Source organism: Vibrio mytili (assembly GCF_000830505.1).
GTDB classification, from domain to species: Bacteria; Pseudomonadota; Gammaproteobacteria; order Enterobacterales; family Vibrionaceae; genus Vibrio; species Vibrio mytili.
Genome location: NZ_JXOK01000049.1, coordinates 1 through 15,355, shown reverse-complemented (window position 1 = coordinate 15,355; position 15,355 = coordinate 1). Strand labels below are relative to the sequence as shown.

General features: G+C 42.2%; 12 protein-coding genes, 1 pseudogene and 1 riboswitch. Of the genes and pseudogenes, 6 read left to right on the top strand and 7 right to left on the bottom strand.

Annotated elements, in window-relative coordinates; translation table 11 throughout:
* Positions 1-151 precede the first annotated feature (151 nt).
* The 4 genes from SU60_RS12420 (at position 152) to SU60_RS12405 (ending at position 3,284) form a co-directional block, all read left to right on the top strand.
* Positions 152-874, top strand: a complete 723-nt coding sequence (locus tag SU60_RS12420) for a dienelactone hydrolase family protein (protein WP_415679279.1) — start codon at positions 152-154, stop codon at positions 872-874.
* Positions 875-1,370: 496 nt separating this feature from the next.
* Positions 1,371-1,730 carry a DUF805 domain-containing protein gene (locus SU60_RS12415; RefSeq protein ID WP_041155775.1) on the top strand — a complete coding sequence of 120 codons (360 nt, stop codon included), beginning with the start codon at positions 1,371-1,373 and terminating at the stop codon, positions 1,728-1,730.
* A gap of 75 nt (positions 1,731-1,805) precedes the next feature.
* The gene (locus SU60_RS12410; protein WP_041155774.1) at positions 1,806-2,003 is read left to right on the top strand and encodes a hypothetical protein; all 198 of its coding nucleotides are present in this window, start codon (positions 1,806-1,808) and stop codon (positions 2,001-2,003) included.
* 81 nt (positions 2,004-2,084) lie between these two features.
* Positions 2,085-3,284 (top strand): type III PLP-dependent enzyme, encoded by a 1,200-nt coding sequence (locus SU60_RS12405; protein ID WP_041155773.1) that lies wholly within the window; start codon positions 2,085-2,087, stop codon positions 3,282-3,284.
* A 54-nt stretch (positions 3,285-3,338) separates the two neighbouring features.
* Here SU60_RS12405 and SU60_RS12400 read toward each other — a convergent pair whose 3' ends face one another.
* The 4 genes from SU60_RS12400 to SU60_RS12390 form a co-directional block, all read right to left on the bottom strand.
* Positions 3,339-4,853: an EAL domain-containing protein gene (locus SU60_RS12400; protein ID WP_052481531.1), complete on the bottom strand. Its 1,515-nt coding sequence runs from the start codon at positions 4,851-4,853 to the stop codon at positions 3,339-3,341.
* A 197-nt stretch (positions 4,854-5,050) separates the two neighbouring features.
* Positions 5,051-5,527, bottom strand: coding sequence for a GH32 C-terminal domain-containing protein (locus SU60_RS22385; protein ID WP_245228403.1), 477 nt, complete (start codon positions 5,525-5,527; stop codon positions 5,051-5,053).
* 26 nt (positions 5,528-5,553) lie between these two features.
* Positions 5,554-6,681, bottom strand: a complete 1,128-nt coding sequence (locus SU60_RS12395) for a glycoside hydrolase family 32 protein (RefSeq protein WP_245228402.1) — start codon at positions 6,679-6,681, stop codon at positions 5,554-5,556.
* A gap of 71 nt (positions 6,682-6,752) precedes the next feature.
* Complete coding sequence (locus SU60_RS12390; RefSeq protein WP_245228401.1) at positions 6,753-8,132, bottom strand: glycoside hydrolase family 68 protein; 1,380 nt, start codon at positions 8,130-8,132, stop codon at positions 6,753-6,755.
* Between the two features lie 454 nt (positions 8,133-8,586).
* Positions 8,587-8,671: riboswitch (cyclic di-GMP riboswitch) on the bottom strand.
* Positions 8,672-9,278: 607 nt separating this feature from the next.
* On the opposite strand from SU60_RS12390, the gene SU60_RS12385 reads away from it, so the two are divergent.
* Both SU60_RS12385 and SU60_RS12380 read left to right on the top strand, forming a co-directional pair.
* Positions 9,279-10,280, top strand: a complete 1,002-nt coding sequence (locus SU60_RS12385) for a permease (RefSeq protein ID WP_041155772.1) — start codon at positions 9,279-9,281, stop codon at positions 10,278-10,280.
* Positions 10,281-10,310: 30 nt separating this feature from the next.
* Positions 10,311-10,547, top strand: coding sequence for a thioredoxin family protein (locus SU60_RS12380; protein WP_041155771.1), 237 nt, complete (start codon positions 10,311-10,313; stop codon positions 10,545-10,547).
* A 368-nt stretch (positions 10,548-10,915) separates the two neighbouring features.
* Here SU60_RS12380 and SU60_RS12375 read toward each other — a convergent pair whose 3' ends face one another.
* The 3 genes and pseudogenes from SU60_RS12375 to SU60_RS21400 all read right to left on the bottom strand — a co-directional run bounded on the left by SU60_RS12375 (position 10,916) and on the right by SU60_RS21400 (position 15,186).
* Positions 10,916-12,244 (bottom strand): MFS transporter, encoded by a 1,329-nt coding sequence (locus SU60_RS12375; RefSeq protein WP_041155770.1) that lies wholly within the window; start codon positions 12,242-12,244, stop codon positions 10,916-10,918.
* Between the two features lie 3 nt (positions 12,245-12,247).
* Positions 12,248-13,852, bottom strand: a complete 1,605-nt coding sequence (locus SU60_RS12370; RefSeq protein WP_041155769.1) for a glycoside hydrolase family 13 protein — start codon at positions 13,850-13,852, stop codon at positions 12,248-12,250.
* Between the two features lie 595 nt (positions 13,853-14,447).
* Positions 14,448-15,186, bottom strand: a pseudogene (locus SU60_RS21400) (integrase core domain-containing protein).
* Between the last annotated feature and the right edge of the window lie 169 nt (positions 15,187-15,355).

Below are 15,355 nucleotides of genomic sequence, written 5' to 3'. Positions count from 1 at the left end.
AAGGCGACCGTGTGTCGCCTTTTTTGTCGACAACATCCGTAACAAAACTGCTCATCATTATTTTTATCCCTTTCTGAGCATGTACTAAGCTTCGAGAGTACCCTGCAAAGTAATACAAAAAGGAATGAGTATGAAAATGAAACATGTTGGATTGGCAGTTCTCGCGACGCTCGGTAGCGCGTCAGTCCTTGCTGGACAAAACATAACTTACCAAGTCGATGGTGAGGCTTACGAAGGTTATTGGGCCAAAGTCGATGATAAAGCCCCACTAGTATTACTCATCCACGATTGGGACGGTTTGACCGACTATGAACAAAAACGGGCAGAAATGCTCAATAAAATGGGCTACAACGTTTTCGCAGCCGATCTCTTTGGTAAAGGTGTAAGACCGACCAAAGTTGAAGACAAAAGACAACATACGGGTGAGCTTTATAAAGACAGAAACAAACTTAGAAGCTTGATGAATGCAAGCCTAGCAGAAGCCGGTAAACTGGGCGGGAATTTAGACAACACCGTGGTCATGGGTTATTGCTTTGGCGGCGCAGCAGTGCTGGAATCCGCCCGCGCTGGGATGAACGCACGTGGCTTTGTCACCTTTCATGGCGGTCTTAGCACACCAGACGGACAAGACTATTCAAAGACGACATCTCCGCTGTTAATTCTACATGGCACCGCTGACACAGCCATTACTATGGCAGACTTCGCCCAGCTGGCTTCAGAGTTGGAAGAAACCAAGATCCCGCATGAAATGATCACCTATGGTGGTGCCCCTCACGCGTTTACCGTTTGGGGATCCGACCGCTATCGTAAAGACGCGGATGAAAAATCTTGGCAAGCCTTTTCCAGCTTTCTATCGGCCAACACTCAGATGTAAAACCAACCTAGGGTCTGTTGACGTTTCGAGATGATTTTTGCAGCAGTTTGTGGATTCTTTATACAAGGCAGAGGCTTTGAAATGTAGTTGCCCTACCTGATAAGCCGATAACGCAGTAGAAAGGAGACACAAACGCTGCCCGAAGGGTTCGGCTAAAAGCGTTTTACTCTTTGTTGAGAGGTGTTTTGCTTAGAATGACTAGGCTACAAACCTCTCGCCGCGATTAAAACGCTTTTGACTAGGCGTCCCCATCCGAACAAAATTTAACCACGAAACGTCAACAGACCCTAGAGAGCAAAACAGACACTGAGATCATAAAAACACGTTTCGTCTTTTACGTTGTCGAGTGCGATCTACGGCATGGTTATTCACACTGTGTCATAATGAATGTAATATCCAAAAACCGTCAAGGTGTTGATTTACTAATCGTTCTTTCTACACCTTGACGTTATTGGGGATTCGTTATCGACTTTATGATCATGACAAGGAAAAACAAATGGATTGGTATATCAGTGTATTAAAGAAATACGCCGTTTTTAATGGACGAGCGCGAAGAAAAGAGTATTGGATGTTCTTTTTATTCAACCTACTTATCTCTTTGGCACTTGGCATTGTTGACGGCTTACTAGGCACAACTATCATCGGTGGTCTTTATGGTTTAGCGGTATTGATTCCGAGTATTGCCCTCACCGTTCGCCGATTGCATGACATTGGTCGTACAGGATGGTGGGCACTGATTGGACTTATTCCTTTTATTGGTTTAATTGTTCTGCTGGTATTTGCTGCAACAGACGGTGAATCAGGCAACAATCAATATGGCTCAGATCCTAAAAACTCAGACGGTGTGCAGGCTTAACACGCCTATTTCGGACCTTTAGGTCGCTGAGTTCAACCATCGACATCACACACGGCTCATTTTGTTGAGCCGTGTTTGATTTTAGAACACAAATTTATCATCAAAAAACCTAATCTTTACGATAAAAAACTTCTTCTTTCTTTGCTGCATTTTTTATTGCGCACAAAAATAGATGACCTTAATATCACGCTGCTTCTTGATGATAGCCAATCCGAGTACATCACAGCAGTTTTGTGGCAAGGCGATAGAGCAACTATCCAAGAGTTTCTTTGATGGCGGTAACCCGCTTTTATTGACGCTCCACTTTTCATCACATCATCCATGAAAAGTGCTTTTTAACTTTGGAGGTTTGCTATGGCTCATTCTGCGTCTGTACTTGGTTTTCAATCTTTTTCTTCTCCAGCACTTCCTGCAGAAGCCGTTGATCTTATTCAAACATCGGTTGAGCAGTTTGGTGCACCATTGCTTATGCTTGATTGTGATGTGGTTCGTCAGCAATACCGAGCATTGAACCAAGCGTTACCAAACGTAACTCTGCACTTCGCGCTAAAACCTCTGCCCCATCCAAGCGTAGTCAACACGCTATTGGAAGAAGGTGCATGCTTTGATTTAGCAACGTCTGGTGAAGTCGATTTGGTGAAACAACAAGGGGTACCAGCAGAGCGCACCATTCATACGCACCCTATCAAACGTGATCGTGATATTCGCGATGCATTAGCTTATGGCTGCAATGTATTTGTTGTCGACAACTTGAACGAGCTAGAGAAATTCAAAGCGTACCGAGATGATGTCGAGCTGCTTGTTCGCCTGAGTTTTCGCAACTCTGACGTATTCGCCGATCTGTCGAAAAAGTTCGGTTGCGCTCCTGAGCAAGCATTAAACATTATCGAAACGGCTCAAGCGTGGAATATTCGCATCAAAGGATTGTCATTCCATGTCGGTTCTCAAACGATGAACCCACAAAAATACGTGGACGCGATTCGTACTTGTAAACAAGTCATGGCTGAAGTCGTTGAACGCGGTTTGCCAGCGCTAAGCACATTGGATATTGGTGGTGGATTCCCTGTGACGTATACAGAACAAGCCATGCCAATCGCGGACTTCTGTGTACCAATTAACGAAGCGCTTAATGAACTACCTGAAACCGTCCACGTTATTGCAGAGCCAGGCCGCTTTATCGTCGCAGCCGCTGTAACCAGTGTAGCGTCAGTAATGGGACAAGCAGAGCGTGAAGGACAAATGTGGTACTACCTAGACGATGGTATTTATGGTTCTTTTAGTGGTTTGATGTTTGACGATGCGCAATACCCACTGGTAACGTTAAACCACGACAGGGAACACTACCCTAGTGTATTGTCTGGCCCAACTTGCGACAGCATTGATGTCATTGCAGAAAACGTCATGTTACCGAAGCTTGAGAACGGTGACTTGGTTATCGGTCGCATGATGGGGGCATACACCAGTGCAACCGCAACCGATTTTAACTTTTTCAAACGTGCGCAGACCATTGTGATTAATGAGCGCGAAGATAACGACCAGCGTCTATTTGGTTAAATTTTTATCAGAGCTCGGTGAATACCGAGCTCAACTAACACGACCTGCAACGTTTCAATCTAAGGATTTGGACTTGAGCAGAGACTGTAATTCAGTGAATGGCAATGATTTATAAAACAACCATCCTTGCACATAGCCATACTTACAGCGCTCTTTGATCATGTGGTATTCATACTCAGTTTCTACACCTTCAAACACGACCTCTCTGCCAAGATTTGCAATCAATTCCATGATTGAGTTAACCATACCTTTTTTCACATCAAAGTTGAGTGCATTCACGAATACACGGTCAATCTTGATGTAGTCAAAGTTAACCTCAGTTAGCCAAACTAAATTGGACACACCTGTTCCGAAATCATCCAATACCACCATGAAGCCTAACTGACGAGCTCGATTAGAAAAGTCGGTAAGATCAGCCAGTGCAACGTCAATACTTTCTGTGATTTCTATTTTGATCTGTTCAGGTCTAACCCGTTGCTTTTTAGCAACTTTCTCAAGAAAAAGTAAGAAACCATGATCTAAGACTTCATAACTCCCAACATTAATTCCGACCGAAAACAGTGGATTATCGCGCAATATCGGTGCCATATCAGAGATGGAACGCTTCGCAGTGAAATGCGCAAGCTGAGGGTATAAGCCGCGCTTTTCTGCAATTCCAATAAACAGATCTGGTGGTACATAACCAAATACATCATCTTTCCAACGTACCAAGCTTTCAACCCCCATAATCTTACCGTCCTGGATCGCAACGATGGGCTGGTACTCCATGAATAAGGATTTGTTAATTAGTGCTTTCCTAAATCGCGACTCAATGGACTGATTACTTACCATCACCATTTTTGCTAAGTGAGTAACCAGATAAGCAAAAATAATGCTCAAGAAAAGGATGAGTTGTTTGGTTTTCCCACTGTAATGAGCAAGACCTGCGTTAGAGTTTGAGCTCTTCACACAATAATCGTATTTCTCACTACAAAGATTGGTTTCCAAACTTAAAGAAAGAGGGCCTCTTTTTACTTGCTTGAAAGTGTACTCATCAAAGATATAGCCACTATTAGAACTAGAGTAAATTTTAAATGGGTGGTTAGGCGTGGATTTAATCATGCGCGAGTAAGAAATGGCGATGTTTACCGCGAAAAAATGATTTTTAGCCGTGATATTATAGTGGTTGGAAATATCATAAAGATTTTTCTCATTTGAGTAAAAACGATAGCCATTCTGTGAGCCAACATCTTGAGCTTGGAGTTTTATTGGCGTTATCTTTCCCCAATTTGCTGTACAAAATACCTCATCATCAACGATATAACCGACATCAAAAACTTCCAAGTTCACCTGAGCGATCTCTCGAAGCTTGTTGATATGCTCTTTGGTGCATTTAAAGTCCGATAACTGTTCCGTAGCAGAAAGAACAGAAGCCAACTGATCGGTCACCATTTCAGTATATTCTAATACATCAGCAGTAAAGTCTTCTTGCTCGTCTTGCTGAAGTTGATATGAAAATAGCATGGCACTGAACAGAGACGTGAGTAAAGACAGTATAAAAATACCACTCAGTAAGATTTTTGCTTTCAAACTCAGCCTCTTCTACTTTTCGAGAAAAATACACATCGTGATTCTCAATCATTAGTTGAGAATAGCAGTAAGTTACTCATGCGACTATAGATTCCGTGTAAATTGAGAGGTCATCATTCTTTGAAATAACTCTTCGTTCGAGTACGCCAACTTTAATGACAGGAATAAAACGCTTTTACTCCTATCACTAAGAATATCTATTGAGATGATGGCCCAGTGCTATATCGCTGAACTGGTGCAACCTTTAGAGGGGTAAGTTGTAAATGACGGAGTACGCTGTTGCCACCGATTGATACAGCAGACAGTGCATTACTTCCTGGAAGTCCAAAGATGAGATTTGATAATGCGCTCTCTCCATCATTGACAAAGACTTCAACGGAAAAAGTATCGACAATGATGTCCAGTTTCACCGTGCCATTAAGAGTGCGAACCGCCGCAGACCGCTCCGCTCGATACTCTTTAGGCATTGAGCTTGCTATCGCATCACTATCACGCCGCACAAACACGGTTTTGTCGTCAAAGTTGTATCCAACGACGGCAAAATGCCCATCCTTTTCCTTTAGGCGAAACTGAATCTCTCTCGCATCAGAGTGTGCATCAAGTTCAACTCTGAGACGGTATGCATCAGACAGTGGCTTGGGGAAAACCGTTGGCGATGCTTCAAATACATCCACTGCCGAGCGAGTATATGCATCGCCTTCTAGTCCTGCGATAGCCTCAATAGCTTGGACGTAAGAATCGCCTCGCCATCCACAGTTTGTAGCTTCATTTGACGCACGATTGAATCAGCAGCACCAGACCATTGTCTAGTCGGTAAGTTCGTGGCGTAAGCCCAATTATTCAGCCAGCCAATCGCATACCGAGAGTTAAACTCCGGTGTTGTGTCTAAGCGGGTATCGTCCCAGGATACCATTGCATAAAAGTCAGCACCGGCGTCTAGCCATTGTGGTTCTTTCTTTTCTGGTATAAACCGTTTTCCATCCCAGTTTCCAACCCAATAAGCGGTACCTGTTGTTTTCCCCGTTCTAAACCCATTCGCTCCAGATGCTAGTATCCATCGGGTCTTACTAGGATCGCCATCAAGGGAGAGTTGAAACAGATCAGGGCATTCGAGAAGACCAAGCTCGTTACGATGGAAATCAGATTGATGCGTCCAACGCTTAAGGTCTGGCGAGGTATAGAATCCGATTTTATTTCCTTCAGCAAGCGCCATAATCCATTTACGATGCTTCTCATCCCAGACTATCTTTGGGTCACGCCAGTGTTCAGCTCCGGGGTTATCCATAATCGGGTTATCGTCATACGCTTTAAAATGGTAACCACCATCCGTTGAAATAAATAGCGACTGACGCTGCACACCGTCATGCTGTTGAGTCACAATTGCGATAACCGCCCCGGCACCAAAACCTGCGGTATTGTTCACATCAACCACCGCACTGCCGGTTTGAATGTCGCCAAGGCCATTTTTATATTTATGGATAGCAACCCCATGCTCTTGCCAATGCACTAAGTCTTTCGATGTCATGTGGTACCACTCAGTCCCATTTCCATGCGGATAGTCAGCGTTATAGAGATAGTAGTAGTGCCAGATACCATCGATCAGTAATGGGCGTTGCGGATCGTTCATCCAGTGTTTTTCAGGAGTAATATGTATTGCAGGTCGATAATTAGCCCATTCCGTACGATAAGAAAATGGTAAGGATTCTACAGACAACTGCCCGTCTTCGACACGTTGTACGCTACTTGCAATGTCTGGTATTAATAATGTAACGAGAAGAAAAGTCGTAACGGCAGGTCTAAACCCTGGCCTTAAATAAGTAAATCGCATAGCCCTTCTTAATATAATAAAGGAGCGGAAAAACCGCTCCTCCAATCGATGACACAAATAACTTTGCTTCGTTATTTCAGTGCTTTTTCCTTTTTACCACTCGGGTTCACGTTTATGTTGGCAGGAATATCAGCCCAACCACCCAATCCATTAGCACCATAATAATAATCGACTTCAGATGTGTCCCCATCAATAAGCACTTTCACGGTAGGAGCCAAAGTGCCACCGCGTCGAAAGTTTTCTTTAAAACCGACCGTATCAATGAAGGATTGGATCAAACCATCAGGCATCACATAGTGTGAATAAGACTGGAAGTGGCCTGCTGGCTGGTTGTAGTCCGGATCAAACGGCGTTCCTGGGTAGAAGTTCAAATTCGTCGGATTACCAAGGACTAAACCTGAGCCTTGGTTCATCGGCTGGTAATCACTGCGAATGCCATTGCCGACAAAGCCGTAAACCCCTTCAGGACCGGTAATGCCGTTTGCAAAAGTCGTGCTGTGGCTGATAGTGAATAGGTAGTACTTACCGTCTTTCTGGTAAATTTGAGGTCGTTCAGTCTGATCGGTTACACAGTTCGCTGAAAGAATCGGTGGTAAGAACTCCCATTCAGTCAGATCTTCATTGGTCGCTCTCGCCAAACCGACATTACCAATCTGGAACGTTGCACCTGATGAATTCACTTCTCTGACGGTTTCAGCGTACGGGTCTCCTACCTGATAACCAAGATCTTCCGCAGTACACTTCGCAGAGCCCCTCTCCATTGCTGAGTTACCCTCAAATACCATAAACGTTTCACCTGGGTGAGCAGGGTCCTCAAAGGTGAATGGATCACGGAAGTTAAAGTAAGGGTTTTGTTCTGCGGTCTGATAGTAAGTTCCGTCGGCTTCCAGTAGGTTAATCACCTTATCGAAACCCGTGAACTTCACGCCATTTTTATTTGCGTGTATCTTACCAACACTTAGCGCGATACGCGGATCATATGGCTTAATGTCATTACCTTCAGAATCACGATAAAACGCAACATCAGTAAAGAAAAGCTTAACCTCGCCACCTGGGAAAATACGAGCAGACCCAGACCACTGCGTTTGATGGCTGAAGGACTGATCCTCAAAAATTTGTCCGGTGACGCCTTCATCAAAGATCAAACCACCGTAAGTCCACCCACCGTTTTCAGGGCGCTGATCCGCTGGAATTCCCGCAGGACGATAGAAGTAACCGATCTTCGCAAATACATGACGGTCATCAAAACCTAGACTTCGATCGGCCACGAGCGAAAAAATAACTTCCTGCCCGTTAACGCTGTATTGGTTCGCATCCGCATCGGTTAGAGGCCATGAGTCCCATACCCAAACCTGTTCGTTAGACATATCTGGAAAATCTTGAGGGACGCTTGGCATCGTGTATTCCTCTGGCATCGAGTTTTCACGAGATCCTGCCATTGGGTCAGACAAACGCTTGAGCTGGCGTGCGTCTGCACGGGTCCACTTAGCGGTAAAGTCAGCATCAGGAGCGAATGCTTCTTGCGTGTGTACAGTAGCTCTGGCCCAGGTTGAAGCTGAGCGGCGAAAGCGAACTGGCTAGCCATTGTTGTCCCTATTAGCATCCCTAAAATAGGGACTCTCGCTTTGATTTTCGTTGAACGCATTTTACTTACCTCTGCTAATAAAATTTTGAAATTTTTAATTTTCTAGAAGTGGTTAACCCTCAGTATTGCGACGAACTAATCACAGTAAATTTGCTGCATACAACTTCAAACCAAAAGTTGAGAACGTTCCCTAAAATAAGAAAAACTTAAACCTTCACATCAAACAGACTATGAAAACGACTGAACACCTGTGTGAAAGTAAATCTCAACTATGTTTTTGTTATTGAAATACAACTAAATTTTCTTAGTCAGCATACAAAACTGGCGGTCCCGCTACCATAGGAAATATCCGTTAGATCGGAGACTTTGCGTCACCCTCTTTCGAAGGTTTTGCCTTTATCAGTTAAGCAGCACTCGCGTAAGGAGAGATGGTTAACTGGCCGTGGACTTGCTTTTCTGTCCACGCGAAAAATCATAACAATGGAAAATGACAATTCAAAGATTATACGATTACCCGTATAAAACTCTGACAATATCGTGACTAAATTGAACGTTGATATATGAAGCGCTTCACGCAACAAAACCTTATTAAAACCAGGTTGGTTCCGGTTACAAGAAACAGCAACAATAGAGTTTGAACCAAATAAAAAACCTTCACACCAAACTAATGAAAAATAACCCAAAAAACACACAAAAATGACATAAAAACATAACAACAGAAAAAATTATAAGCAAATACCCATCGCTCTCTTAACCTCACCCATTAAACAACTTGGTTGGTAACGTTACCATTCGTGCAATGAGGATATTTACCGACTTTCTCCTGATCGTTTATGACTTACCCCCAACAAGCCCTCCTACTCTTTCAAAACGAGACATATATCATTTTATATACTCTCACTCACACTAAGGTGAATTAAACTTAGAGTAAGTACCTAAAAAGACCTTTGGTTGTTTCACCTGATTAATACACATGGTGATCGGAATAGTTACCAATGTTTAAGGAGCGGATGTGTTTGAAGCTTTTACCTATCTAGCTGATTGGATGACCTACCGATTACTTGGCCTGTCGTCAGGCTCTAAGCTAGCAGACGCGACACATTTCTTTATCGAAGACACTACGAAGATACTCGCCTTATTGATCATCATGATATATGTGATTGCCCTACTGCGAGCATCCTTAAATGTTGAAAAGGTTCGCCATTACCTGGAAGGAAAACGACGCTTTTTTGGTTACCTAGCAGGCAGCTTTTTTGGCGCAATTACTCCGTTTTGTTCATGTTCCAGTATTCCTGTCTTTCTTGGTTTTACCTCTGCTGGTATCCCCATAGGAATCACTATGGCTTTTCTCATTACGTCGCCATTAATTAATGAAATTGCCGTGTTATTGCTATTTAGTCTGCTTGGATGGCAGTTCACCGTCATGTACATCATCGTTGGCATGAGCATCGGCATATTAAGTGGTTGGCTACTAGATTTAATCGGCGCTCATCGTTGGTTACAGCCTATCGCAGCAAAGGCGATGCATAACGCGAAGAGCGCTACGCAAAGCGGTGTTCCCAATCACGCTCATACACACTCACGTATTACGCTTTCAGAGCGTCATCAATTTGCCAAACAAGAAATGACTGAAATTGTCAGCCGCGTTTGGAAATGGGTATTAATTGGGGTCGGGATTGGTGCAGGTTTACATGGCTTTGTACCCGATGGATGGATTGAGACCCATTTAGGTCAAGGGCAGTGGTGGTCCGTTCCAGCAGCCGTGTTGATCGGCATCCCTCTCTACTCCAATGCGACCGGTGTTATACCCGTTATGGAAAGCTTACTCACTAACGGATTACCAATAGGAACAACGTTAGCATTTTGTATGAGTACCGTTGCTGCCAGTGTTCCCGAGTTTGTGATGCTAAAGCAGGTTATGCAGTGGAAGCTGCTAGGCATGCTCTTTGGTTTGTTACTTTTAGCATTTACAGTGATGGGTTGGATATTCAATTTACCATTGTGGCACTTCTAGGCGTTAGAAAATAAAATTGGGAGTCATAAAATGAAAGTATTTAAAGTACTCGGTTCGGGATGTACAAAATGCGTAAATACCGCAAAACTCATTGAAAGCATTGCCTTAGAGCAAGGCATTGAAGTGAAAGTAGAAAAAATCACCGATATGGAAACCATTATGGATTACGGTGTAATGTCGACGCCAGCTGTGGTTATGGATGAAGAAGTCGTGCACTCGGGAGGCATACCACAGACCAAAAAAGTACGGTCTTGGCTAAACGCTTAACTCAAATCACTTAGTGGCATCACATTTCAGATAGGAAAAAGTATATTGAAACCTTAAACGTTTGTAGATTTTATTTCGCATTAGTCCAAAGCTTTGATCTGAGAGTTCCATCTTAAACATACTGAACTCACGGTGCTTACTGTCCCACAGCTGAATTTGTTCTATGCAATCTTGCATAAAGCTATCTTCACACTAATTAGATCGACTCAAAGGATTCAAATAGTGGTTGAGTCCAGACGAATCAAATTAAATCCTATTTTAGAACTCATCACAGTGCTAAGTAAAATATTCTCATTCGAGTTAAGATTAGCAGTCTCAGACATTTTGCAATGCCTGAGACTGCTAGCATTTTCAAAATTATTACTTAATTAAGAGCGTTGTTCGACAAAGTGCCCTTTATCAGTACCACTTAGATTATATCTAGTGAGCAATAATGAACTTGCAATCATTATTGTAAATGGAATATAAGCTAATAAAGCCATGATGCCATCCGTTGCTTCGGTCGTAATAGCTTCTGGGTTGTAGTTATATTGAGATAATACAAAACCAGTGATTACCCCTGACAACGCCATCCCTAGTTTTTGGCAGAAGCTAAATGTTGAGTAAACAAGTCCCTCACTTCGTACACCTGTTTGTTTCTCACCGTATTCAATGGTGTCTGGCACCATAGCCCATCCCATAGCCCATGCAAATGCGTTTAAGAAACCTTTCGCTGCAATGATTACAAAGTATAACTCGATTGAGTTTACTGTGTAGAAGTTCAATGCAAAGAACAGGTGTACTAAACCAAACATGGTTAATGTAACAATCGTCGTTTCTTTCTTACCGTATATTTTAGCTACTGTTGGAACAATGAAAGTACCGAAAAAAGTCGTTATCGTACCAACCATAATTGAAGTACCGATAAGGTCGGGTCTTTGAATTACGTGTTCCAAGTAGTAAATATTGATAGAGAAAGAAATGAAAGCAGCAGTTAATGTCATTAAGAACACAGTTGACAGAATGAGCAGTGGTTTGTTTTGAGCAACAATACGGAAACCATCTTTTAGTTTGTACTTAGTTTCTGTGGATGCATTGACAACTTGACGCTCTTTAGTTGTTGCAAATGTTATCCATAGTAAAAGTGTAGATAACAGCGCTGCAAAACCCATAGTATAACGGTAACCTAACAGTTTATCTCCTTCACCAAAGAAATCCACTAGGTTACCAATTTGCGCAACAACCATACCAGATATTACAGCGAACATTACACGAACCGCAGTAATCTTTGTACGCTCATCAGGGTCTTGTGAAATTGCCGATGTTAATGCTGAGTAAGGAATATTAACAACGGTATAAGCAAGGCTTAATGCAATGTACGTGACGGTAGCGTAAGCAATTTTACCGGTAGCTGACATATCCATTGGTATGGTAAAACAAGCAAATGCGGTTAAACTAAGAAAAACTGAACCGAATAATATATAAGGTCTAAAACGACCATAGCGAGTATTTGTTTTATCTACAATCATCCCCACAACAGGGTCTGATACCGCATCAACAATACGAGCAACTAAGAAGATAACCCCCACCACCGCAGAGTCAATTAATGCAATATCGGTGTAATAGAACATAAGGTAGGTCATAACTGTCTGGAATATGACGTTACAGCCTAAGTCGCCTAAGCCATAGCCGACCTTTTCTTTCATCGAAATTTTCATAAATTAACCTTTGTATATCACGTAGCCGTAGCTTTCTAATTTGTTGTTGTGATAGTTGTTTGACATTAAAGGAGTCATTGATTGTAGAGTAGACTCTTTGATTGATACGGAATCAGTTGACATATTCACGGCGACAACAAAACGTTCATTTTCAAATTTACGTTCATAAGCAACGATGTTTTTGTCTAAGTCGATTAATTTGGTATCACCAAGCGTTAATGTCTTTTCCTTTTTACGTAGGTTAATAAGATTTTTGTAATGATTTAAAATGGATGTAGATTCATTAATCTGTGACTCAACATTAATTGTGTCTTTGTTTGGATTAACATCGAGCCATGGTTTAACTTGACTAAATCCAGCAAAATCACCGTGTGTCCATTGCATAGGCGTCCTTGCGTTATCACGACTCGCCAATGACACTTCCATAAGTGCTTGCGCTGGGTCCATACCCGCTAGCACTTTTTCATTGTATTTGTTGATTGTGTCTAGATCATTATATTGAGCAATCGAATCGTAATAACAATTCGTCATGCCAATCTCTTCACCTTGATATAAGAACGGCGTGCCTTTTTGTGTTAGCGTTAATACCGCTAGTGCTTTTGCTGAATCTTTCCAATACTCTTTTGCATCATTACCAAATAAAGAAACCTGACGTGGTTTATCATGATTGGAGAAGAACAAGGTATTCCAAGCACCTTGCTGCTCAATTTCTAACTTGGTCTGGAGTTGACTTTTGTAATAAGCAACAAGATCGTTATTGAACACTTCAATCTCAGGTGGGACAAATGAGATAGCCATTTGGAATTTTTGCGCCTCAGGAGAAACGTAGGTCATGATCCCTTTGCTATCAATATCATTGATTTCGCCAACACTAAAAGCATTATAACGGTTAATAACGTCCATAAAGCCCTTGATATAACCATGACCGATATCTTTGTTAGCACACGGGACGGTAGCAAAATCGTCACTCTCACAGGCATGGAAGTCGTTTGGTTTTTCTAAGAATGAGATGGCATCAATACGAAAGCCATCAACGCCCTTTTCTAGCCACCATGCGATCATTGTATGAATTTCTTCAACTAATTTTGGATTACTCCAATTGAGATCGGGTTGCTTTTTACTAAAGACGTGCAGGTAATACTGATCACGCTGGGGTTCATACTCCCATGCACTACCACCAAACGCAGAACGCCATTTATTAGGTTCTTTACCATTTACACCATCAGCCCAATGGAAATAATCAGAATAAGGGTTGTCTTTAGAAAGCTTGGATTGTTCAAACCATTCATGTTCATCAGAACAATGGTTGATTACAAGATCCATGATTATCTTAATGTCACGGCTATGACACTCTTCAATTAACTGATCAAGATCAGACATTGTGCCAAATTGGGGAAGGATTGATTGATAATCGGAAATATCGTAACCGTTATCGTCAAGAGGTGACTTGTAGACTGGACTTAACCAAATGGCATTAACGCCAAGATCGGTTAAGTAGTCAAGTTTAGAAATTACACCTTGTAAATCGCCTATCCCATCGTTGTTGCTGTCTGCAAAACTTTTTGGATAAATTTGATAAACAATAGTGCCAGGATTAATTGTGTTCATTGTTATTGCCACCGTATAAAGTATAAATGTATATAGGCGAGCGATAATCGGGATTTGCCTCAAAGGAGTGATAATCGACTGATTTGTCTCGGTTCAGTTGGAAATTTGCTCTTTTCCTGTTGGAAAATTACTCTTTTCTAGTTGGAAAATTACTCTCATATGGTTATAAAATACACACCACCTTACTTAATGTGTGAACTAGATCGCGTTTTTATCATATTTTATGTTTTTATTGAAAATACATCACATTTTTATGTAATTTTTTTATGTCAGCGGTCATCGATATGCGTATTATCCCAGATCTGATCGTAAGATTACGATTTAGTTCATTCGATTTCTGCAACAAAGCCTGTAACGAATTCTGATCCCAGTAAACTACCGGGGCCACATATAGAAAACTAATTAAATTCTAATTTAAAAGGAGGTATAAAAAATTTATAGCTTCTAATTTTACTTATAATGTGATTATTGTATTTATAACTAACTATAGAAGCATGGATGACTATATGGTGGGTTAGTATGGGTAAAAAATATATAGAGCTAGTTACGTTGTTCCGATGAATGATCAGAATGAGATTATGTAACCCTCCCTGTTTTAGTGGCACTCTAAATTAGATTTTTTCCTGCTTTCGTGCCTTGCTAAATATTCCCAAGGAGTCAGATCATCCAGTGAGTCATGAGGTCGTTCATCGTTGTATTCCCTCATCCAGTTGTCTATCAGCTCTCGGACTTGACTCAGTGTTTTAAACACGTACATATCCAGTACTTCTGTCCGATAAGTTCGGGGCCATTATCCATACGCAACTTACTTGGCAACCCACGCCAGGCAATGACACGCTCTAGAACGCGTGGTGCTGGCAGGTTTAAATCCACTTAAATCGCCAGTACCTCACGGTTAAAATCATCTACCACATTAAACGTACGAAAGCGTCTGCCACAGACCAGTGAGTCACTCATAAAGTCGATAGACCAGCAACCGTTAATCCACTCGGGACATACCAGCGGTGCGGGGTCACGCTTGGGTAAGCGCTTTTTACCCTTGCGTCGCATGTTTAACTTGAGCGAACAGTACACGCGATAAGCCCGCTTATGGTTCCAGGTGTGTCCCCAACGCTTGAGTACTTTAAATAACTTGCCAAATCCGTACGCAGGATACCGCTCTACGGCTTGTTGTAGCTTGGCCAGAACCTCATCATCTCGATGAGGCTCTGGCCGTAGCGATAGACTGAGTCACTGATGCCAACTGCGCGGCAGACTTCATTCACCTTTCGGCCAGCCTCCACTTCCTTCAGGATCTTAACGATTTGTGTTTCTGTGTAGCGTGATTTCTTCATCATGCGTTCTCCGTTTGTTTCAGTTTAAACGGAAAAGCTCTAATTACTAGCGACCAGTTTTTCGGGGAGGGTTACACCAATAGCGGATCAACACACAAGGCATTATAAATGGCAGCCTTATGTTTACTTTGCCAAGATAGGCTACCATATGATGTTTTATATTGAGCCC

Excerpts from the sequence above, each read along its gene's own strand:
- SU60_RS12405 (WP_041155773.1), top strand. The coding sequence starts at position 2,085 with ATGGCTCATTCTGCGTCTGTACTTGGTTTTCAATCTTTTTCTTCTCCA.
- SU60_RS12415 (WP_041155775.1), top strand. The coding sequence starts at position 1,371 with ATGGATTGGTATATCAGTGTATTAAAGAAATACGCCGTTTTTAATGGA.
- SU60_RS12380 (WP_041155771.1), top strand. The coding sequence starts at position 10,311 with ATGAAAGTATTTAAAGTACTCGGTTCGGGATGTACAAAATGCGTAAAT.
- SU60_RS12370 (WP_041155769.1), bottom strand. The coding sequence starts at position 13,852 with ATGAACACAATTAATCCTGGCACTATTGTTTATCAAATTTATCCAAAA.
- SU60_RS12395 (WP_245228402.1), bottom strand. The coding sequence starts at position 6,681 with ATGCGATTTACTTATTTAAGGCCAGGGTTTAGACCTGCCGTTACGACT.
- SU60_RS12375 (WP_041155770.1), bottom strand. The coding sequence starts at position 12,244 with ATGAAAATTTCGATGAAAGAAAAGGTCGGCTATGGCTTAGGCGACTTA.